Here is a 20,938-nt window from a genome sequence, read left to right on the forward strand (position 1 = left end):
AGCCGCTCTGTCGCCTATGAGGAGGCAGGTGCCGGGGGCTCGTCCGGTGCTTTGTCCGCCACCTCTTCCGCCGCGTCCTGCTTCTCGCGTGCCACGCGCTGCTTTTCCCGATCGCGCTCGATCAGCCGGGCAGCCCAGATGGACACCTCGTAGAGAAGGATGGTCGGGATGGCCAGGCCGATCTGACTCATCGGATCGGGCGGCGTCAGTATCGCCGCGACGACGAAGGCAATGACGATCGCCCATTTGCGCTTCTCGGCCAGTCCCTTGGACGAGAGCATGCCGACCCGTGTCATCAGGCTGGTCACCACCGGCAGCTGGAACACCAGGCCGAAGGAGAAGATCAGCGTCATGATCAGGCTGAGATATTCCGACACCTTCGGCAGCAGCGAAATCTGCACCTGATCGTCGGTGCCGGCCTGCTGCATGGCGAGGAAGAACCACATCACCATCGGCGTGAAGAAGAAATAGACCAGCGATGCGCCCATCAGGAACAGGATCGGCGATGCGATCAGGAACGGCAGGAAGGCGTTGCGCTCGTTCTTGTACAGGCCGGGCGCGATGAACTTGTAGATCTGCGTGGCGATCAGCGGAAAGGCGATCACCATGCCGCCGAACATGGCGAGCTTGACCTGGGTGAAGAAGAATTCCTGTGGCGCCGTGTAGATCAGCTCGACCTTGTGCGGATCGAGCCCTGCCCACTGCGTCGCCCATTTGAACGGCACGACCAGGAGGTTGAACAGTTTCTTGGCGAAGAAGAAACAGACCAGGAAGGCAACGAAGAAGCCGCCCAGCGACCAGATCAGCCGCCGGCGCAACTCGATCAGATGCTCCATCAGCGGCGCGGACGATTTCTCGATTTCGTCCTTTTCGGTGTCCGAAACGCTCACTTGGCGGCTCCCGCCGTCTTCTTGGCCACCGGCTTCTTCACCGCTGCAAGCTTCGGTTCGGCTTTCGCCCCCATCTTGGTCGCTACAGTCTTGGTCGCCACGGCTTTGGCCGCGACAGCCTTGGCCTCAGCGGGCGTCTTGGCCCTGGGCGCTTCAGGCTGTGCCGCCGTCATGGCCTTCGCCTGCGTCTTGGACGCAGACGCTGCCTTCGCGGCAACCTTTGCACCATTTGCCGAAGCTTTTGCAGCCGGCGTCGCTTTTGCCGGTGCAGGCTTGATTAGTTTCTTCGCCGCGGACGCCTTCGGCGCCGCAACGGGTTCCGCCGGCGCTGACGAGGTCACCACCGATTCGTCGGTCATTGCCGGAAAAACCGGCGCTGCTGGCGCTGCTCCCGGCCCGTTGACGCCAGGCATGGTCGTTGCACCGTTCTTCAACGGCTCGGCCGCTTGCGGGGTCGAAGCGACAGAGCTTGCCGGATCGGCTGCCGGCTTCGGCTTCATCGCCGCATCGACGCCGGAGCGAACGTCGGCCGCGGCCTGTTCGAACGGATTGAGCTGCTTCCTGATCTCAGCCATCGGGCTCATGCCCCTGAGCTCGTCGACGGACTTCTTGACGTCGTCGAGCTCGGCTTCCTTCAGCGCCTCGTTGAACTGTTTCTGGAAATCGGACGCCATGGCGCGCAGCTTCGCCGTCGTGCGGCCGAAGGTGCGCAGCATATTGGGCAAATCCTTGGGTCCGACGACCACGATCATGACGATCGCGATGACCAGCATTTCGGTCCAGCCGACTTCAAACATGGCACTCTGTTCCGACTAGAACCTTGGGCTCAGCTCTTGCTGGCTTTTTCCTTCGCGGCCGCAACGGTCTCGTCGGCACGATGTTCGACGGTGCGCTTGTCTTCGGCAACCTCGTCGTCGGCCATGCCCTTCTTGAAGCTCTTGATGCCCTTGGCCATATCGCCCATCAGCTCGGGAATCTTGCCGCGGCCGAACACCAAAAGCACGATCACCAGCACGATCAGCCAATGCCAAATCGAAAATGAACCCATAGCAAATCTCTCTCGAATGTTTTCCCTGGCGATGATCTATGCGTTTTCGCGTTGGGATTCAAACACAACTGCGACAGAGTTTATGAAAGGGTGACGGATGTCACGCATTTTCGACGGGAACGCCCGCTACGAATCCGCGCATCCTCATCAAGTTGGCCGCCAATGCCAGTCAATCTTCCGTGACGCGCGGCGTCAGCAGGCCGAGTTCCTCGAGATCGATGTCGGTCAGCGCATCCTCGTCGTCGGTCAATGCGTCGGGATCGGCCGGCGGCTGCGGAATGGAGAAATTCGACGGCATGCGGCCCGAAAGCAGTCCAGCCCCCTTCAGTTCCTCCATGCCAGGAAGATCGCGGATCTCTTCCAGCGCGAAATGGTCGAGGAAGGTCTCCGTCGTGCCGTAGGTCACAGGGCGTCCGGGCGTCTTTCGCCGGCCGCGCATGCGCACCCATTCCGTTTCCAGCAGCGTGTCGAGCGTACCTTTCGAGGTTTCGACGCCGCGGATGTCCTCGATCTCGGCACGCGTCACCGGCTGGTGATAGGCAATGATCGCCAGCACTTCGAGAGCCGCGCGGGAGAGCTTCCTTTGCTGGACGGTATCGCGGCTCATCAGGAAAGCCAAGTCGCCGGCGGTGCGGAACGCCCAGGCGTCGCCGACACGCACCAGATTGACGCCGCGCCGCGCATAGATCTGCTGCAGCTCGGCCATGGCTAGGGCAATGTTGATGCCGTCAGGGAGGCGTGCCGCGAGCTGCTTTTCGCTGACGGGTTCGGAGCTGGCGAACACGATCGCCTCGGCCATGCGCACGGCCTCGGCCAGATACAGCCGCTCGGCCGGGTTCTGTAGCTGCTCGGCCGGATCCCGGGAAAGCGACTCCTCTTCGGGTGCATCGCCGACCTTGAACGGGATAACCGAAGCGTTGGCGCGTTCGCTCATGATGCCACCTCGACTGCCTTGATTGCCTGCGTGCGCCCGCGCAGGTAGATCGGCGCGAACGTCTGATCCTGCCGCACGTCCATCGTGCCGTCGCGCACCAGTTCCAATGTTGCCGCGAACGAACTGGCGATTGCCGTGCGCCGCTCCTCGGGGCTGGTCATGTATGCGATCAGAAAACTTTCCAGCGCCGTCCAGTCGCTTGCAGCCCCGACCAGGCGGGTCAGGATGTCGCGCGCGTCCTTGAGCGACCAGACACCGCGCCTGGCGATCGTCACATGGTTGATCGCCTGCTTCTGGCGTTGCTGGGCATAGGCGGTCAAGAGATCGTAGAGCGAGGCCGAATAGGCGTTACGCTTTTCGACGATGACCATTTCCGGCATGCCGCGCGCGAACACATCGCGGCCGAGCCGGTTGCGGTTGACCAGACGCGCCGAGGCGTCGCGCATGGCTTCCAGCCGCTTCAGGCGGAACTGCAGCACCGCCGCCAGTTCCTCACCGCTTTCGCCCTCGTCGCCGGGTTGCTTGGGAATCAGGAGCTTGGACTTGAGGAAGGCCAGCCACGCCGCCATCACCAGATAGTCGGCGGCAAGCTCCAGCCTGAGCGCCCTCGCCGTCTCGACAAAGGTCAGATACTGCTCGACCAGCGCCAGGATCGGAATGCGCGCCAGATCGACCTTCTGGGTGCGGGCAAGATGCAGCAGCAGGTCGAGCGGACCTTCGAAGCCGGCCACGTCGACAACCAGCGACGGGTCGCCGGTAACGCGTGAATCGTCATTCTCGGCCCACAGACGGTCCATCGGTGCGGCCTTCGAGGCCTTGCTTTCCAATGTCTCCGCCACTCCGTCACTTTCCCTTTGCTATGCCACCGCATCGAAGTAGGTGGCGAATTCGGCACGTATTTCGGTTTCTTTGACCGTGTCACGGTTCTTTATATAGGTCAGCGCCCGCTTGGCGCGCTCCAACGACGTGCCCTCAAGCCCCGTGGTACGCGATGCGATGCCCGCCATCTCCTCGAAAACGCCGTTGCAGTGAAGGACCAGATCGCAGCCCGCCGCAAGGATCGATGCCGCCTTTGTCGGGAAATCCCCAGAAAGTGCCTTCATCGAGGTGTCGTCGCTCATCAGCAGTCCGTCGAAGCCGATTTCGCGCCGGATGATCTCGTCGATGACCTTGCCGGAGGTGGTCGCCGGATTGTTGGGGTCGATCGCGCTGTAGACGACATGGGCTGTCATCGCCATCGGCAGATGGCTAAGCTCCTTGAACGGGGCGAAATCATGCCGCTGCAGATCGCTGAGCGAGGCATTGACCACCGGCAGTTCGAAATGCGTGTCGGCAAAGGCACGTCCATGGCCCGGAATATGCTTCATGACCGGCAGCACGCCGCCCGACATCAGCCCTTCCGCGGCTGCGCGGCCGAGCTCGATCACCGGTCGCGGATCCTTGCCATAGGCCCGCGCGCCGATGACATCGCTGGCGCCTTCGATCGGCACGTCGAGCACCGGCAGGCAATCGGCTGTGATGCCGTAGCGCAGCAGGTCGAAGGCATGCAGCCGCGCCATCAGCCAGGCCGCGCGGGCGCCGGCATCATGATCGTCGCGCCACAGCGCGCCGAGCGCGCCACCGGCGGGATAGTTCGGTGCCAGCGGCGGTCGCAAGCGCTGCACACGGCCGCCTTCCTGATCGATGAACACCAGCGCGTCCGGACGCCCTATGCAGTCCCGCATCTCGGCGACCAGATCGCGGATCTGTTCGGTCTCGCCAATGTTGCGCGCAAACAGGATGAAGGCCCACGGGCATTCATTGCGATAGAAATTGATTTCTTCGCGGGTAAGCGATTTCCCGGCACAGCCGAGGATCATGGATTTTGATTCGGTCATGTCGGCAGTTTAGGGCTTTGTGCGATCAAAGGGAATCGCCAGGGATTCATCCGGGACAACGCCGGATCTGCTTTCCCCATGAAAAAAGCCGGCGCGATGGACCGCGCCGGCTTTTGATGGTCGGCTCCGCTTTAGCGCGAGACGAAGCAGTTGCCGCCGGCGGCCTTGTAGCTGGTGCACAAATTGATCGCGTCATTGCGTGACTGGGCCGGAACGCGCACCCGGTAGAACGTGCCTTTGCCGGCGATCTCGGCCTTGACGATGTTGGCGGTACGCCCGGCAAGCACACTGCCATAGCGGCGCTGCAGATCCTGATAGCTGGACTGGGCGCTTTCGACGGTCGGCTGCGAGGCGATCTGCATCGACCACGAGCCACCGCCGGCCGCGGTCGATGCCGGATCTATGGACGCAACCTGATCGGGCTTGACCTCGCCGACAACATCGACCGGCTGGTCGGACGGACGCTGCGGCGCGAGCGGAACCTTTGCCGGCGTGTTCGCCGATTGGGCCTCGGCTTTCTGCTTGGCGACCGGCTTGAGGGCCGGCTCGTCGTCCGCCTGGGCGGCGGCAGGCGCCACGGTGCCGGTCTGGTCCGCGTCGGCTTGAGCCGCCGGAGCAACATGCTGCGGCGCCGGATCGACCGGCTCGGTGGCGGCCACTAGCGGAGCGGCGGGCGCCGCCGGATCTTCACGCGGCACCAGCGAACCGTCCGACTTGACCACCATGGTCCTCACCTTGCGCGGCGCAACGGCGACGACATCGGCATTGGTGCCCTTGTCGGCATCCTGCAGCACCTGCGCAATGCGGTCCTCGGACTTGGGCGCGGGCGCCGTATTGTCGGCAGAAGCGTTGTCGGCCGAAGCGGCGCCGGCCATCGGCGCGGCATTGCCGACATCGGTTCCAGCGGCGGCTGCATTCTGGTCCGGCGAAAGATCGATGGCGCGGGCCGGGTCCTTCGCCTGCACGTCCACCGGCTCTTCGACGTTGGTGACCAGCTTTTCCTGGACCGGCTCGGCCGGCTTTGCGCCCCTGACCGCGTCGTAGACCTTGTTGTCTTGGTTGGGCACCACGGCGCCGCCAGGATTCTCCGGCTTGACCTTGATCGGCGCGTTGTCGGCCTTGACAATGACAGGCGCTTCGCTGCCGCCCTTGCCGCCAAAGGACAGCGCAAAGGCCCCGAGACCGCCTGCGACCGCGACCGCGCCGACAATCGCGGCGATGAACAGTCCGCGTCCGCGCGTCGGCCTCCCGGCCTCACGCTCGCCGAGACCCGGAACAGCCATAGCCTCGTCGAGTTCGGGATCGTAGTCGAGTTCATCGACAGTAAAATCATCGGCTTGCGAAACCGGCTGGCTCCCTGGCAGGCCGTCGAGGTCGAAGCCGGAGGCGTCGGCATAACCCGTGGGCGCCGCCGCGCGGGCGGACATGTCCATCGGCCGCGCGGCATAGGTCCGCGCTTCCGGCTCATAGCCCGGCTTGACCCCGTCATAGCCCGGCTTGACCCCGTCATATGCCGGCTTGAGGCTGTCATAGCCCGGCTTGAAGCCCGCGGCATAGGAGTCATCATCGTAAGACGCGCTGGCCACATTGCTCGTGGGAACAGGAGCGACCTCCACCGCGTTCATCTCGGAGAGAAGGCTGGAGAACTCCGCATCGAGATCGTCGTAGCCAGGCGACGCCGGCTGGTCTTCCTCGAAGTGCAGTTCGGGAATATCGAGATCGTCGGCTAGCGCGACGACACGCTCGGGTACATCGACCGTTTCGACGTCGGGCATGTCTTCGTAATGCGCAGGCTGGCGCGATTGGGGCGCCGACACCGGGGCAGCGGGAGCCACGGCCTCGACCGGCTCGGACGAACGGTAGGACGTCATGTCGGCGACTGCCGGCGCGGCGGCCACGGATGCCACCGAAGCGGCCGGCTGAGCAAACGCAGGCTGAGCACTGAATGACGGCTGCTGCGGAACGGGCGTCACGCGGCTCCACGAACGCGTCGGCTCTGCCGGTTGGGAACGCTCCGCAAGCCAATCGAGAGAATCCGCCGAATTGTCCCGGTCAGCGGCTTCGTCACGCGGATCAAGATCCTTGGGCAAAGCCGCGTCGAACGCATCATCGTCGAAATCGACATCGCCAGCCGTGTGCCAAGTCGTATCCTGGAGTTCATCAAGCATAAGGTCGTAAATATCCGCATCGGCCGCTTGGGCCGTGCCAACATGCCGGTCCTGCTCAGGCGCGGGTTCGTCAAGATCCCAGTCGAGGTCGCCGACAAGATCGGCCGGTACCTCGGCGGGCTCGGCAACAGGCGGCAGGGCGGCGACAGCCGGCTGAGCCGTGACGGGCTCACTGGCCACCGGCGCCGTGCGCGCCGTCATGGCACCCAGCAGCGCATTCAACTCGTCTTCCAGGCTCCGTTCGTCCGCGGCCGGGGCATGCGCCGCCGGCGCAACATGAGCCTCTGGCGCCGCCGGCTGGACCGTTGCGGCAGCAACCTCGGCGACCGGCTCTTCGGCCGTTTCGGCAAACGCGTCGTCCAAACTTAGGTCGAAAGCATCGTCCGACATGCCTTCAGGGATGGGAATATCGCCGTTGGCGTCAGTGATATCGACAAGCGCATCATGCGCGTGCGGCTCGTCGAAGGCATTCGGCTCATCCGCGCGAACGTCGAAATCCATGTCGACATCAGCCATCGCGTCGTCGAAATGGCCGGCAAAGCTCTCATCGGAGATTGCATGGCCGTCACGCGCCGCCTGCTCCGGCATGGGATACTTGACGGGCTCGGCGGCCATGAATGACTGTTCGGCCGCCGAATGGTCGTCGAGCACCAGCTCGTCTTCAAGCGAGGCTGCCACCGCATCGTCGAATTCGTCATCGGAGGCAACTGGCTCGATAGAAGCGGGCGTGTCGGCAACGGCGTACTGGGCCTCTTCAGCGTACTGGGCCTCTTCGGCTTCCTCATCGATCCGGAGATCCTGGTCGAGCGAAATGGCCAGCTCGTCCGCCATCGAATGATCGTCCTCGAAGGGGGAGACGTCCTCAAGCGAACCGGCGACGGCATCGTCAAAATCAGACGCGAAAGCCGGCTCGACGGACGGCGCCGCTTCAGCTGCGACCGCATGGCTAGCGCCGGCGACGTGATCGTCTATCTCAGCCATGTCCAGTTGGAAATCGTTGTCGAGCGACACCGAAAGCTCATCGTCCATCGCGCTGGCGTCAGCCGCTTCGAATGCCGGCTCATGCACGAAGGTCGGCTCATGAGCCTGAACAACCGGAGCGGCGTCGCTGTCGTCAGCGCCGAACTCGCCCATCATTTCTTTCTCGAGATCGATATCGAAATCGCCCTCTTCGAGCCCGTGATCGGCGGCTGGGGCCTGCGGCTGGGCGGGCGATTGCGGCCTGACCGGCTGGCGCGGGTCGAATCCCATGATCCTGGTCAGTTCCGCGAACGGATCATCGTCAGAGATGTCGTTGTTGTCGGCTACTCTCAGCTGGGTTCTGTCTGCCATTATTGTTCCCGAACTCGCACTCATTCGGACGCCATGGACGTCGCGTAGGGTTGGCCCTTACCAGCGCAATGTGGGCAAAAGGTGACAGGTTATTTAGTCAAACCTAACGCATTTCGGTGGGCGCGGCGGCTCCGATCAACGTCAGGCCGGACGTCAAAACGTCCGAAACAGCCTGCACCAGCCCTAGTCTGGCATGCGTCAATTGTCGGTCGTTAACCTTAACAAAACGTAAGTCCGGATTATCCGTGCCACGGTTCCAGTGTCCGTGGAAGCTGGAGGCCAGATCATAGAGGTAAAATGCCAGCCGATGCGGCTCGAGCGCAAGGGCGGCGGACTCGATCAGCCGCGGGTATTCGGCAAGCTTGCGGATCAGGCCGATCTCGCCCTCGTCGGTCAGCAATGCCGCGGCCGACGCCAGGCTGTTGCGGTCGAAATTGGCTTCGCCCAGTTGCTCGCTCGCCTGCCGGAACACCGAATGACAGCGCGCCGAGGCGTACTGGACATAGAACACCGGATTGTCCTTGGACTGCTCGGTCACCTTGGCGAAATCGAAATCCAGGGGCGCATCGTTCTTTCGGTAGAGCATCATGAAGCGGATCGCGTCGCGGCCGACCTCCTCCACCACTTCGCGCAGCGTCACGAAATCGCCCGACCGCTTCGACATGCGCACCGGTTCGCCCTCGCGAAACAGCTTGACCAGATTGCACAGCAGGACAGTGAGCTTCACCTCGTCGCCGGCAATCGCCCGCGCCAGGGCCTCCAGCCGCTTGATGTAGCCGCCATGGTCGGCGCCGAGCACATAGATCAGGTCGACGAAACCGCGATCGACCTTGTCCTTGAGATAAGCGACGTCGGCGGCGAAATAGGTGAACGAGCCATCGGACTTGACCAGCGCCCGGTCCATATCGTCGCCGACCGCGGTCGAGCGGAACAGCGTCTGCTCGCGATCCTCCCAATCGTCGGGTTTCTCGCCCTTGGGCGGCGGCAGCTTGCCCTTGTAGATATGGCCCTTCAGCGTCAGATCGTTGATCGCAGAGCGGATCTTCCTGGCTTTGTCGGCGTGCAGCGTGCGCTCGGAGAAGAACACGTCGTGATGCACGTTGAGCATCGCAAGGTCCTCGCGGATCATCGCCATCATCGCATCGATGGTGCGATCCTTGACGATGGCGAGCGCCTCGTCATCGGGCATCTGCAGAAGCGAGCGGCCGTATTCCGTGACCAGCGCCTGGCCGACAGGCACCAGGTAATCGCCGGGATAGAGACCGGCAGGTATTTCGCCGATATCGTCGCCCAGCGCTTCGCGGTAGCGCAGGAATGCGGAACGGCCGAGCACGTCGATCTGCGAGCCGGCGTCGTTGATGACATATTCCTTGGTCACGTCGTAGCCGGCGAAGGCCATCAGATTGGCGAGCGCGTCGCCGACGACAGCACCCCGGCAATGGCCGACATGCATCGGCCCGGTCGGATTGGCCGAGACATATTCGACATTGGTCTTCCTGCCGCCGCCAACCGTCGAGCGGCCATAGTTGCGGCCCTCGCCGAGCAGTGCGGTCAGATGTGTCTGCCAGAAGCCGTCCTTGAGCCTGAGATTGACGAAACCGGGCCCGGCCACTTCCGTCGCCGCGACATCCTTGTCGTCACGCAGCGCCTGCGCCAGTCTTTCGGCCAGCGCGCGCGGGTTCTGGCCGGTCGGCTTGGCCAGCACCATCGCAGCATTGGTCGCCAGGTCGCCGTGGCTGGCGTCGCGCGGCGGCTCGACGGCAATGCGCGACAGGTCAGGCGAAACGCCGTCTTTGTCTTTCAGATCAAGCGCTTCGACGGCTTTTATGATTCGCGCGGTGAAATCGGCGAAGATGTTCATTTGTGTGACTCTGGGGTCTGGCTCTGGCGGCTTTGCAGCGAATCCGGCTCGTTGGCCGGCAAAATCGAGCCCGCCCTAGCCCAATTCAGGCGTATGGTCAAACAAACGCCGGTGTTCCTTGAGCGCGTAGGTGTCGGTCATACCCGCCAGGAAGTCGGCAACGCTGCGCGCCTTGATGCGGTCGTCGGCCCGATCCAGCCCCTCGCGCCAGCCGTCCGGCATGGCGCGCGGATCGGCGAAATAGGCGTCGAACAGATTTTTGACGATCTGCTCGGCGTCCGCGCGCACCCGCATGACCTCCGCGTGCCGGTAGAGGTGCTTGTACAGGAAGGCCTTCAGTTCTTTCTCCAAGGCAGCCATTTCGGCCGAGAAAACCACCATCGTCTCGCCGGCTGCCCTCACCGCATCTGCGCTCCGCGGCCTGATGCGATCGAGATTGGCGGTCGTGGACTTGATCACGTCCTCGACCATGGCGGTGATCTGCCGCCGCATCAGCTCGTGGCCGGTGCGCACATCATCGAGGGAGGGATAGCGTGCGCGAACGCCTTTCAGGATCGTTCCCGGCAGCGAAACCGTCTCCAGCATGTCCAGCGTCAAGAGCCCTGCCCTCAAACCGTCATCGATGTCATGCGTGTTGTAGGCTATATCGTCGGCGATCGCCGCGCATTGCGCCTCGATGCCGGCAAACCGGTCGAGTTCGAGATCGTGCAGTTCAGAGTAATCACGGATCGCCTGCGGCACCGGCCCTTTCAGACCCTTGCCGTTGGCGTCCGTCAGCGGCCCATTGTGCTTGACCAGGCCTTCCAGCGTTTCCCAGGTCAGGTTGAGCCCATCGAACTCGGCGTAGCGCGCCTCCAGCCTCGTCACGATGCGCAGCGATTGCGCGTTGTGGTCGAAGCCGCCCCAGGCGGCCATCTTCTCGTTCAGCGCGTCCTCGCCGGTGTGGCCGAAGGGCGTGTGGCCGAAATCATGCACCAGCGCCACCGCCTCGGCGAGATCCTCGTCGCCGCGCAGCGCCCGTGCCAGGGCGCGCGCGATCTGCGCCACTTCGATCGAATGGGTCAGCCGGGTGCGATAGTGGTCGCCTTCATGCGCGATGAAGACCTGCGTCTTGTGCTTGAGCCGCCGGAAGGCCGTCGAATGGATGATGCGGTCACGGTCACGCTGGAATGGCGTGCGGGTCGGGCTTTCCACCTCGTCGAACAGCCGCCCGCGCGACTTTGCCGGATCGCAGGCATAGGCGGCGCGCGGCCGATAGCCGAATCCGATGTCGCCCAACTCGTTGGTCATGGCTGATGCTGCCGCAGTTGACTTAGCCAGGTTGACTTGGCCCCTCGCGCTTCATACCTATCATGTGAAACCGAAAGCAAGGTGACGCCCATGGGCGCTGATGCCAAGACTGCCATGAAAGTCGATATGACCGAGGCCGCCGCCAGGCGGATCGCCAGGATTGTCTCGAACGAGGCCGGCAAGACGGCGCTGCGCGTGTCGGTCGAAGGCGGCGGCTGCTCGGGCTTCTCCTACAAGTTCGACCTGGTCGATACGCGCAACGACGACGACGTCGCTATCGAGAAGGACGGTGCCACCGTGCTGATCGACGATCTGTCGCTGGTCTATATGGGCGGCTCTGTGATCGATTTCGTCGACGATCTGATGGGCCAGTCGTTCCAGATCCGCAATCCGAACGCCGTCGCCTCCTGCGGCTGCGGCACGAGTTTCTCCATATAGAATGCCTGCCATTGGTGCGATCCGTCAGATCGCGCTGTCGGCTGGCCGTGATCTCGACACCACGCTGGCTTTCTGGCGCGACGTGCTCGGCATGGCGGTTCATGCGCGCTTCGATCCGCCGGGCATCGCCTTCATCATGGCCGGCGATATCAGGCTGCTGTTCACTGACGGCATACCGGCCGGAACCGTCTATCTCGACATATCCGGCCTCGATGACTTCCATGCCTCTGCGGTCGCGGCAGGCGTACCCTTCACCGCGCCGCCAACACTTGTCCATCGCGACACGGAGGGCCAGTTCGGTCCAGCGGGGGAAAGCGAATGGATGGCCTTCCTAAAGGACCCGGCTGGCAATACGATTGGCCTCGTCGAACGCCATCCGCCGCAAGAATCCAACTGAACAGCATCGAGACCGCCATGAAAATCGTCACCTGGAACATCAACGGTGTCCGCGCCCGCATTGGCAATCTCACCCATTGGCTGACCGAGAGCGCACCCGACATCGTCTGCCTGCAGGAGATCAAGACCGTCGACGAGCAATTCCCGCGCGCCGAGATCGAGGCGCTTGGCTACAATGTCGAAACCCATGGCCAAAAGGGTTTCAACGGCGTCGCCCTATTGTCGAAGCTGCGCTTCGACGAAGTCATCCGGGGCCTGCCCGGCGACGATGCCGATGAACAGGCGCGTTTCATCGAAGGCGTTTTCTCAACCGACAAGGGTGCCTTGCGCGTCGCCTCGCTCTATCTGCCGAACGGCAATCCAATCGATGATGAGAAGAAGTTTCCTTACAAGCTGTCCTGGATGGCGCGGCTGGAGCGCTGGGCCGAAGAACGGCTGAGGCTGGAGGAGGCCCTGGTGCTCGCCGGCGACTACAACGTGATTCCCGAGCGGATCGACGCGCGGTTTCCGGAGAACTGGCTGGGCGACGCGCTGTTCCAGCCGCAGACGCGACAAGCCTTCCGCCGGCTGCTCAACCTTGGTTTCACCGAGGCGGTGCGCGCGGTCACCGACGCGCACGACACCTACACGTTCTGGGACTATCAGGCCGGCGCCTGGCAGAAGAACAACGGCATCCGCATCGACCACCTGCTTTTGTCGCCGGAAGCCGCCAACCGGTTTTCTTCCGCGTCCATCGAAAAGCACGTGCGCGCCTGGGAAAAACCGTCCGATCACGTCCCGGTGGCGATCGATCTCGCGCTTCAGCCGGCCTGAGAAAACCCTCGCCGGGCACGCAGGCGCTGGACCTCATATCGCCACATTTCGCGCCGTTCATTGCGGGCCAGCATGGCGGCTGGGGTTCCATGAGCACACGATTTCATCTTTGTCCGATCGGCCTGGCATTTGCCATGGCCGCTCCCGGTGCGGCATTTGCCGACCAGGAATGCCTGGCCAATGGAAAATCCTACCAGCTTGGCCAGGTCGCCTGCCTGACGGTTGCCGACCGGAGCCATCTGGCCCGCTGCGACATGGTGCTCAACAACACATCGTGGACGAACATCGGGGATAGCTGCCCGGAAAACACGCTGGCGCCACACCACCATGTCACGCCGATCTCGATGCCGGCGCCCAGCATGGTGCCGACGGAGCCGATCGAGAACTGATCGCGATCGACAATCGAGTGCTGCTGGTGAAGCTGACGCAGCCGCGAGACTACTGGTCCGCGTTGTTGCCCTTGGTGAGGATATCATCGGCCAGCGAGATCGCGGTGCGGCGGTCGGCCTCGCCGGCGGTGGCGAATGCCTCTTCCTGCATGCCGCGGATCCAGGGCTGGTCAGCCGGCGAAGCGCGTTCGAGCGCTGCCGTCATCATCGCCAGGCCGCGAACGATCTTGCCGCTCTGGAACAACAAATGGCCCAGTGTCGCCTGGGCGCCGGCATGGCCTTTCTCGGCGGCGAGTTGGAACCAGCGCCCGGCCTGCTTGACACTGGCCTTCACGCCGCCCTCGCCCTTCAAGAACATCTGCCCCATCTCGAACTGCGCGTTCGGATTGCGGTAGTTGGCGGCGGCGCGCATGTAATATTCCTGGGCCGCCACCTCGTTCTCGGCGACCGGGCTGCCGGGAATGCCCGTGCGCAAATAGTCGCCAAGCGCCACCAGCGCGTCGGAGACATAGCTTTCCTCAGGCGAGCCGGGCTCGACGTCCTGGTCGACGATCTCGGAGAAGAACTTGAACGCCTCATAGTCGTCGCGCGCCACGCCGTCGCCCTCGGCATACATGCGGGCAAGCTTCCAGGTGGCACCGATCTGGCCATTTTCGGCAGCGTATTTGTAGGCCTCGGCAGCCTGTTCCTTGTGGCCGTTCTTGTAGGCGGAGAAGCCGAACTGGAAGACCGCCCAAGGGCTGGATTGCGGCTTCACCCCGGTCTTGTCGTCGAATACCTTGTCGTCGAAGGCCATGGCCTGGCCCACGGCGCCAAAGGTCGCGCCAAATGTGGCGGCCACGACCAGTGCCGAAAAGACAGACGACCTCAACAACTCAGATGTCCGCATAACAGTGTGTTTCTTTCGCACCGCCCGGATGGGTCACCGCGCCATCGCGCGCCGGCCCTACCGTCTGTGCATATTTCCATATCGCGCCCGACTGATAGTCGGTCGTGCGCGCCTTCCATGTCTTTGCCCTCGCCGCCAGTTCGCTATCGGACAACGCCACGTCGATCGTGCCGTTCACCGCGTCGATCGAGATCACGTCACCATCCCTGAGCAGCCCGATCGGGCCGCCCACGGCTGCCTCGGGGCCGACATGGCCGATGCAGAAACCGCGCGTCGCGCCCGAGAAGCGCCCGTCGGTGATCAGCGCCACCTTGCCGCCCATGCCCTGGCCGTACAGCGCTGCCGTCGTCGACAGCATCTCGCGCATGCCGGGGCCGCCGCGCGGTCCTTCGTAGCGAATGACGAGAACCTCGCCTTCCCTGTAGTTGCGATGCGTCACCGCCTCGAAACATTCCTCTTCCGAATCGAAGCAGCGTGCCGGGCCGGAGAACTTCAACTCCGCCATGCCCGCAACCTTCACGATCGCGCCTTCGGGGGCAAGGTTTCCCTTCAAGCCCACGACACCGCCGGTTTGGGTAATGGGTGTGTTGGCCGGGCGGACCACATCCTGATGCTCATTCCAGACAACGTGCTGCATGTTTTCGGCCAAAGTGCGGCCAGTCACGGTCATGCAATCACCATGCAGATAGCCGTGGTCGAGCAGCGTCTTCATCAGCAGCGGAATGCCGCCGGCCTCGAACATGTCCTTGGCAACATATTTGCCGCCCGGCTTGAGGTCGGCGATGTAAGGCGTCTTCTCGAAGATCTTGGCCACGTCGAACAGGTCGAACTTGATGCCGGCCTCGTGGGCGATCGCCGGCAGATGCAGTGCCGCGTTGGTCGAACCGCCGGTGGCCGAGACCACGGTCGCCGCATTCTCCAGCGCCTTCAGCGTGACGATGTCGCGCGGCCGGATGTTTTTCGCGATCAGTTCCATGATCTTTTCGCCGGAGGCGAAATTGAACCGGTCGCGCATTTCATAGGGTGCCGGCGCGCCGCAGGAATAGGGCAGCGCCAGGCCGATCGCCTCGGCAACGGTGGCCATGGTGTTGGCGGTGAACTGGGCGCCGCAGGAGCCGGCCGACGGGCAGGCCGCCTGCTCGATTTCGAGAAGTTCGGCATCGTCGATGGTGCCTACCGAGTGCTGACCGACCGCCTCGAACACATCCTGCACGGTGATCTGGCGGCCGCGATAGCTGCCGGGCAGGATCGAACCGCCATAGATGAAGATCGACGGCACGTTGAGCCGCACCATGGCCATCATCATGCCGGGCAGCGACTTGTCGCAGCCGGCCAGCCCGACCAGCGCATCGTAGCAATGGCCGCGCATGGTGAGTTCGACCGAATCGGCGATGACCTCGCGCGACACCAGCGACGACTTCATGCCCTGGTGACCCATGGCGATGCCGTCGGTGACGGTGATGGTGCAGAATTCGCGCGGCGTGCCGCTGGCGGACGCGACGCCCTTCTTGACCACCTGCGCCTGACGCATCAGCGAGATGTTGCAGGGCGCCGCCTCGTTCCAGCAGGAGGCGACCCCGACCAGCGGCTGCGCAATCTCGGCCGCCGACAAACCCATGGCATAGAGATAGGAACGATGCGGCGCACGCGCCGGACCGACGGTCACATAGCGGCTAGGGAGCTTAGCCTTGGAGATGACTTTGGCGTCCATATTCTTCCTTGCCCCATCTTCCCTGCAAATGGGGCGGAGCGGCTGCCCCCTCGCCGAGCCTTTTGGCGCGTGTCCCGAGACAAGATCGAGGTGCGCCGGGTTTATGGCGGGAAATAGGCAATTTCCTCAGCCCGGCTTCCAGCGCAGGGGTTGCTCAGAAACTGTTGCCAAAACATCACAATAGCAGGGGGCGAAAGCGGTACGGATAATATGCAACGCAGCTTGGATGAGACAAATCGGGGCGATGCGATCCCAAACAAAAAAGGCCGGGTAATCCCCGGCCTTTTGTTATAATTGTCAGAGACTTAGAACTTGATCTTAAGGCCACCTGAAATCGCCGTGACCAGATCGTTGCCGAAGTCGTAGCTGACATCCGTGCCGGCGACGTATCCGCTCTCACCAGCCAACGCTCCAGAATGGCCGCTGGTCAGCACCCCAACCGCGCCGGCCAGACGCACTTCGATGTTCGGCTTGGGCGTAAAGGCGACGCCGCCGCCCAGTGTCCAGGTATCGGTCTGCGAGCCATAGCCATGCGACGTGCCGCGATCCCAGGAAAGCTGGCCGGCAGCACTCCACTGATCGTTGAACTTGTGGCCAATGCCGCCGGTAACTGTCCAGCCGTCACGATACATCAGGTCCAGCGAGGTGATCTGGCCCGAATGGAGAGCATCACCAGTGACGCATGCCCCTGCGGGGGTACCTACGACGCAAATTGGAACGCTCTGCAGCAGGCTCCAATTGACCCACTTGAGCGAACCGAAGGCGAGCCAGCCTGGCGCAATGCCTGACTGCAATTTCAATTCGACTGTATCCGGCATGTATTGCGTTGAGCCGTAGATCGGAAGCACCACGCTGCCAACATGCGTCAAATCCAGCGTGCCCGAGATATTGTCGAGCTTGACCCGCGAATTGTAGACGAGGCTGGCGCGCAGTGCGATCTCGGGGATTTCATAGGCCAGGCCGGCGCGCCAGCCCCAGCCGGTCCCCTTGAGATCGACACGCCCGGTACCCTGGAAATCCGGCACCAGCGGCGATATCAGGTCCTGCTTGAAGCCATAGACTTCCTGGTAGTAGACGCCGCCGATGAAGCGAACCTGGCCTTTGCCGGCGTCCATCTTGTAGGAGCAGGTTGTGGCGTAGTTGTTGCTTTTGATGTCGGTTTCCATGTTGGACTGGGCACCGGCCCAAAGACCCGGATTTGTGTGCGCACCCCAAGGCTGGGAATAGTCGAACATACAGTCGACACCCTGGACGATCTGCGCCTTGACGCCGATCCGCGGCACCCAATAGCTCTCGCTGTCCTTCGCCGTGCTGCCCAGAGGCGTCAAATCGCCGTCGAGCGGGTTGGTGTCCACCGCATTCTTGAGCTTGCGTTGCGGCATCACATAGGTCGATTCGGCTTCGGTCGCGAACGGAGCCGGATCGAACAGCAAATCGATATCGTAACCGCCGCGCTCCAGGCCGCCGGCATGTGCCGGATTCATCGCCGTCCCGATCAAAGCCAGCGAAAAGCAGCCCGCCCCCAGCAGCGCCTTCAGTCGCAGAATAGTCATGAAACGTCCTCCCCGAATTCGAGTGCATCAAGCTAGAACCAATTCAGGTTAACGGTGCAACAACGAATTCGCGGGCGTACATGTACACATTGGCCAGGCGCATTTTCGAGGAAATGCAACCGGGTGCGGCAAGGCCGAAAAATGGCCTGTAGGGCTGAGCGGGTCTCAAAAAACAGAGAGAACTATCCAAAAAGGCTCGAAAACAGGCCTTTTTTAGGCTCCAGGAGCCCCATTGTTACATTATGGCAACAATGGGGCTAAAACTTCCGTTTACGTCAATATTAACGCAAGGGCATGCTGATTTTCGAGGCGAAAAACAAGCACTTTACAGAAGGCTGAAGTCTCGCGAATCTCCTCAACCGGCGTCGCGAACCCTGGCCAACGCGACCGACAGCTTGTCCTGCGCATCGCGGTATTCAGCGAGCTTTTCACGCTCGGCATCGACGATCTCGGCCGGCGCGCTGGCGACGAACCTTTCGTTCGACAGCTTCTTGTGCAGGCGCGCGATCTCCTCGGTCACCTTGGCCAGTTCCTTCTGCAGCCGAGCGGCCTCGGCGGCGAGGTCGATCAGGCTGCCAAGCGGCAGGCAGATCGTCGCCTCGTTGAGCACGATCTGCGCCGAACCCTTGGGCGCGACATCGGCAAGCGAGATGTCGCCGACCCGCGCCAGCCGCTTGATCGCAGATTCTTCGCGGACAAGCCGTTCGCGTGTCACAGCGTTGGCGCCGACCACGACGAGCGGTGCAATGGCTGCCGGCGGCACGTTCATCTCCGAGCGCACCGAGCGGATGCCGGAGACGAGGTCGACCAGCCAATTGATGTCGGCTGCAGCCTCGGCGTCTTCGAAGTCCGGCGAGGGCCACGCGGCATGGCACAGCAGCGACGAGCGTTGCTTGCCTTCGCCAGCGGTCTGCGCCCACAGTTCCTCGGTCATGAACGGCATCATCGGATGCAGCAGCTTGTAGATCTCGTCGAGCAAGAAGGCGACGCAGGCACGGCTTTCTGCTTTGGCCGCCTCGTCGGTGCCCATGAACACCGGCTTCAGCAGTTCCAGGTACCAGTCGCAGAACAGGTTCCAGACGAAGCGGTAGGCAGCGCCCGCCGCCTCGTTGAAGCGGTATGAGGTGATGCCGTCGGTGATCTCGCGCGCCGCCCGCGTCAGTTCGGTCAGGATCCAGCGGTTGACCGCCAGCCTGGCATCGTTCAGCCAGAAATCGTCATTGCGCGCGACCTCGTTCATCTCGGCAAAACGCGTAGCGTTCCACAGCTTGGTGCCGAAATTGCGATAGCCGGCGATGCGCGCCGGATCGAGCTTCACGTCACGGCCTTGTGCCGCCATCACCGTCAGGGTGAAGCGCAGCGCGTCCGCGCCGTATTCGTCGATAAGGTCGAGCGGATCGATGACGTTGCCTTTCGACTTCGACATCTTCTGCCCGTTCTTGTCGCGCACCAACGCATGGACATAGACGGTGTGGAATGGCTCCTCGTCCATGAAGTGCAGACCCATCATCATCATGCGGGCGACCCAGAAGAAGATAATGTCGAAGCCTGTCACCAGCACGTCGGTCTGGTAGTAGGTCTTCAGCTCGGGCGTCTCGTCGGGCCAACCCAGCGTCGAAAACGGCCACAGCGCCGATGAGAACCAGGTGTCCAGCACATCCTCGTCGCGGGTCAGGATCTCGCCCGGCTTGAAGTTCTCCAGCTTGTCCTCGACCCAGGCCTTCCACGGTCCTTCCAGCGCCAGATAGAATTCGATCGCGGCGCTCAGCGCCTCTTCCTCGGTCTTCTCGACGAAGACGCGCCCGTCCGGCCCGTACCAGGCCGGGATCTGATGACCCCACCACAGCTGGCGCGAGATGCACCAGGGCTGGATGTTCTCCATCCAGTCGAAATAGGTCTTCTCCCAGTTCTTCGGCACGAAGTTCGTGCGACCTTCGCGCACGGAAGCGATCGCCGGCTTGGCCAGTTCCGCCGCATTGGCATACCATTGCTCGGTCAGGAATGGCTCGATCGGCACGCCTCCGCGATCGCCATGCGGCACCGCGTGGCGATGCGGCTCGACCTTTTCGAGGAAGCCGCCCTCTTCCATCAGATCGACGATCTTCTTGCGCGCGACGAAGCGATCGAGGCCGTCGAGTTCGTCCCAGACAAGCTGGCGCTCCGGCGTCACCTCGAGACCGGCAAGGAAATCCTCATTGTCCCTGAGGCTTACCGCCGCCTCCGTGGTCAGGATATTGATCGCCGGCAGCTTGTGGCGCTTGCCGACCTCGAAGTCGTTGAAGTCATGCGCCGGCGTGATCTTGACCGCGCCCGAACCCTTTTCCGGATCGGAATACTCGTCCGCCACCACGGGAATCCTGCGACCGACGATCGGCAGGACGATGTTCTTGCCGACCAGATGCCGGAAGCGCTCGTCGTCAGGGTGCACGGCGACGGCCGTATCGCCCAGCATCGTCTCCGGGCGCGTCGTCGCCACGGTGATGAAGGTTGTTGGGTTTTCCGGGTCGAAGACCTGGCCCTCTATGGGATAGCGGAAGTGCCAGAGATTGCCGTTGACCTCCTGCTGCTCGACCTCGAGATCGGAGATCGCGGTGAGCAGCTTGGGGTCCCAGTTCACAAGGCGCTTGTCCTTGTAGATCAGCCCTTCCTTGTAGAGCGTGACGAACACTTCGAGCACGGCTTTGGACAGGCCTTCGTCCATGGTGAAGCGTTCGCGTGACCAGTCGGCCGAGGCGCCGAGCCGCTTCAGCTGGTTGAAGATGGCGCCGCCGGATTCGGCCTTCCACTCCCACACTTTCTCGATAAACTGCTCGCGGGTCAGGTCGCGGCGATGGATCTGCTTTTCCATCAGCTGGCGCTCGACCACCATCTGCGTGGCGATACCGGCATGGTCCATGCCCGGCTGCCACAGGACGTTCTTGCCGCGCATGCGCTCGAAGCGCACCAATATATCCTGCAGCGTGTTGTTGAGCGCGTGCCCCATATGCAACGAACCGGTGACGTTCGGCGGCGGAATGACAATGGTGAAGGCTTCCGCCCCCTCCTCGGCCCCGGCGCCGGCACGAAACGCGTCGGCCTCTTCCCAGACTTTGGCGATCTTCGGCTCGACGGTTTTGGCGTCGTAGGTCTTTTCAAGCATGGGAAAATGGTCCGCGCTGTCGGGAGTTTTGCTGGTCCGGTGTAAATCGGAAGGTTTTGGCCAAGTCAACCGCAAGGGCTGTCTCGGACCCTCACAACCAGATAGGCGCGGCCCTGGTCATTTCAACGGAACGCGATCCGTCGTCCTGCCAACAAGCTGACCCCACCAATGGGCGCCGCGAAGGCGCCGTTTCCATTGGCAATCGACATG

Annotated in this window: 17 protein-coding genes; 4 read left to right on the plus strand and 13 right to left on the minus strand. The window is 62.8% G+C overall.

The features are described 5' to 3' along the window. Positions 1–14 precede the first annotated feature (14 nt). The 9 genes from tatC to AC0L24_RS16815 all read right to left on the minus strand — a co-directional run bounded on the left by tatC (position 15) and on the right by AC0L24_RS16815 (position 11,400). A complete protein-coding gene (gene tatC / locus AC0L24_RS16775; protein WP_127320714.1) occupies positions 15–890 on the minus strand; it encodes a twin-arginine translocase subunit TatC in 876 nt (291 codons plus the stop codon). Next, complete coding sequence (gene tatB, locus AC0L24_RS16780; RefSeq protein WP_128289446.1) at positions 887–1,687, minus strand: Sec-independent protein translocase protein TatB; 801 nt, start codon at positions 1,685–1,687, stop codon at positions 887–889. The genes tatC and tatB overlap by 4 nt, the downstream gene beginning before the upstream one ends. A 29-nt stretch (positions 1,688–1,716) precedes the next feature. Then, complete coding sequence (locus AC0L24_RS16785) at positions 1,717–1,938, minus strand: twin-arginine translocase TatA/TatE family subunit (protein ID WP_023812188.1); 222 nt, start codon at positions 1,936–1,938, stop codon at positions 1,717–1,719. A 169-nt stretch (positions 1,939–2,107) separates the two neighbouring features. Further along, on the minus strand, positions 2,108–2,872 hold the full coding sequence (gene scpB, locus AC0L24_RS16790) for an SMC-Scp complex subunit ScpB (protein ID WP_473563984.1): 765 nt from the start codon (positions 2,870–2,872) through the stop codon (positions 2,108–2,110). After that, positions 2,869–3,669 (minus strand): segregation and condensation protein A, encoded by an 801-nt coding sequence (locus AC0L24_RS16795; RefSeq protein ID WP_473564049.1) that lies wholly within the window; start codon positions 3,667–3,669, stop codon positions 2,869–2,871. The genes scpB and AC0L24_RS16795 overlap by 4 nt, the downstream gene beginning before the upstream one ends. Positions 3,670–3,729: 60 nt before the next feature. Next, positions 3,730–4,749 (minus strand): beta-N-acetylhexosaminidase, encoded by a 1,020-nt coding sequence (gene nagZ / locus AC0L24_RS16800; RefSeq protein WP_127396170.1) that lies wholly within the window; start codon positions 4,747–4,749, stop codon positions 3,730–3,732. A 131-nt stretch (positions 4,750–4,880) separates the two neighbouring features. Beyond that, entirely contained in the window at positions 4,881–8,249 is a 3,369-nt protein-coding gene (locus AC0L24_RS16805) for an SPOR domain-containing protein (protein WP_473563985.1), read from the minus strand. 103 nt (positions 8,250–8,352) lie between these two features. Then, positions 8,353–10,110, minus strand: a complete 1,758-nt coding sequence (gene argS / locus AC0L24_RS16810; protein ID WP_127810260.1) for an arginine--tRNA ligase — start codon at positions 10,108–10,110, stop codon at positions 8,353–8,355. Positions 10,111–10,185: 75 nt separating this feature from the next. Next, the gene (locus AC0L24_RS16815) at positions 10,186–11,400 is read right to left on the minus strand and encodes a deoxyguanosinetriphosphate triphosphohydrolase (RefSeq protein ID WP_127810259.1); all 1,215 of its coding nucleotides are present in this window, start codon (positions 11,398–11,400) and stop codon (positions 10,186–10,188) included. 90 nt (positions 11,401–11,490) lie between these two features. On the opposite strand from AC0L24_RS16815, the gene erpA reads away from it, so the two are divergent. From erpA to AC0L24_RS16835, 4 genes are all read left to right on the plus strand, one after another. Next, positions 11,491–11,838 (plus strand): iron-sulfur cluster insertion protein ErpA, encoded by a 348-nt coding sequence (gene erpA / locus AC0L24_RS16820; protein WP_127270656.1) that lies wholly within the window; start codon positions 11,491–11,493, stop codon positions 11,836–11,838. A gap of 1 nt (position 11,839) precedes the next feature. Beyond that, positions 11,840–12,235, plus strand: coding sequence for a VOC family protein (locus AC0L24_RS16825; RefSeq protein WP_127329517.1), 396 nt, complete (start codon positions 11,840–11,842; stop codon positions 12,233–12,235). Positions 12,236–12,252: 17 nt separating this feature from the next. Next, entirely contained in the window at positions 12,253–13,047 is a 795-nt protein-coding gene (gene xth / locus AC0L24_RS16830; protein WP_127270660.1) for an exodeoxyribonuclease III, read from the plus strand. 89 nt (positions 13,048–13,136) lie between these two features. Further along, positions 13,137–13,436, plus strand: a complete 300-nt coding sequence (locus tag AC0L24_RS16835; RefSeq protein ID WP_473563986.1) for a hypothetical protein — start codon at positions 13,137–13,139, stop codon at positions 13,434–13,436. A 49-nt stretch (positions 13,437–13,485) separates the two neighbouring features. Here the strand turns inward: AC0L24_RS16835 and AC0L24_RS16840 are convergent, their stop codons facing one another. From AC0L24_RS16840 to AC0L24_RS16855, 4 genes are all read right to left on the minus strand, one after another. After that, a complete protein-coding gene (locus AC0L24_RS16840) occupies positions 13,486–14,325 on the minus strand; it encodes a tetratricopeptide repeat protein (protein ID WP_127270686.1) in 840 nt (279 codons plus the stop codon). Next, complete coding sequence (gene ilvD / locus AC0L24_RS16845) at positions 14,312–16,036, minus strand: dihydroxy-acid dehydratase (RefSeq protein WP_127270685.1); 1,725 nt, start codon at positions 16,034–16,036, stop codon at positions 14,312–14,314. The genes AC0L24_RS16840 and ilvD overlap by 14 nt, the downstream gene beginning before the upstream one ends. Positions 16,037–16,341: 305 nt before the next feature. Next, positions 16,342–17,589 carry an OmpP1/FadL family transporter gene (locus tag AC0L24_RS16850; RefSeq protein ID WP_292634642.1) on the minus strand — a complete coding sequence of 416 codons (1,248 nt, stop codon included), beginning with the start codon at positions 17,587–17,589 and terminating at the stop codon, positions 16,342–16,344. A gap of 355 nt (positions 17,590–17,944) precedes the next feature. Further along, a complete protein-coding gene (locus tag AC0L24_RS16855) occupies positions 17,945–20,728 on the minus strand; it encodes a valine--tRNA ligase (protein ID WP_292656857.1) in 2,784 nt (927 codons plus the stop codon). Positions 20,729–20,938 lie beyond the last annotated feature (210 nt).

The organism is Mesorhizobium sp. WSM4809 (genome assembly GCF_055811655.1).

Coding starts and splice junctions, on each gene's coding strand:
- tatB (WP_128289446.1), bottom strand. CDS start 1,687: ATGTTTGAAGTCGGCTGGACCGAAATGCTGGTCATCGCGATCGTCATG.
- AC0L24_RS16785 (WP_023812188.1), bottom strand. CDS start 1,938: ATGGGTTCATTTTCGATTTGGCATTGGCTGATCGTGCTGGTGATCGTG.
- scpB (WP_473563984.1), bottom strand. CDS start 2,872: ATGAGCGAACGCGCCAACGCTTCGGTTATCCCGTTCAAGGTCGGCGAT.
- AC0L24_RS16795 (WP_473564049.1), bottom strand. CDS start 3,669: ATGGACCGTCTGTGGGCCGAGAATGACGATTCACGCGTTACCGGCGAC.
- nagZ (WP_127396170.1), bottom strand. CDS start 4,749: ATGACCGAATCAAAATCCATGATCCTCGGCTGTGCCGGGAAATCGCTT.
- AC0L24_RS16805 (WP_473563985.1), bottom strand. CDS start 8,249: ATGGCAGACAGAACCCAGCTGAGAGTAGCCGACAACAACGACATCTCT.
- argS (WP_127810260.1), bottom strand. CDS start 10,110: ATGAACATCTTCGCCGATTTCACCGCGCGAATCATAAAAGCCGTCGAA.
- AC0L24_RS16815 (WP_127810259.1), bottom strand. CDS start 11,400: ATGACCAACGAGTTGGGCGACATCGGATTCGGCTATCGGCCGCGCGCC.
- erpA (WP_127270656.1), top strand. CDS start 11,491: ATGGGCGCTGATGCCAAGACTGCCATGAAAGTCGATATGACCGAGGCC.
- AC0L24_RS16825 (WP_127329517.1), top strand. CDS start 11,840: ATGCCTGCCATTGGTGCGATCCGTCAGATCGCGCTGTCGGCTGGCCGT.
- xth (WP_127270660.1), top strand. CDS start 12,253: ATGAAAATCGTCACCTGGAACATCAACGGTGTCCGCGCCCGCATTGGC.
- AC0L24_RS16835 (WP_473563986.1), top strand. CDS start 13,137: ATGAGCACACGATTTCATCTTTGTCCGATCGGCCTGGCATTTGCCATG.
- AC0L24_RS16840 (WP_127270686.1), bottom strand. CDS start 14,325: ATGCGGACATCTGAGTTGTTGAGGTCGTCTGTCTTTTCGGCACTGGTC.
- ilvD (WP_127270685.1), bottom strand. CDS start 16,036: ATGGACGCCAAAGTCATCTCCAAGGCTAAGCTCCCTAGCCGCTATGTG.
- AC0L24_RS16850 (WP_292634642.1), bottom strand. CDS start 17,589: ATGACTATTCTGCGACTGAAGGCGCTGCTGGGGGCGGGCTGCTTTTCG.
- AC0L24_RS16855 (WP_292656857.1), bottom strand. CDS start 20,728: ATGCTTGAAAAGACCTACGACGCCAAAACCGTCGAGCCGAAGATCGCC.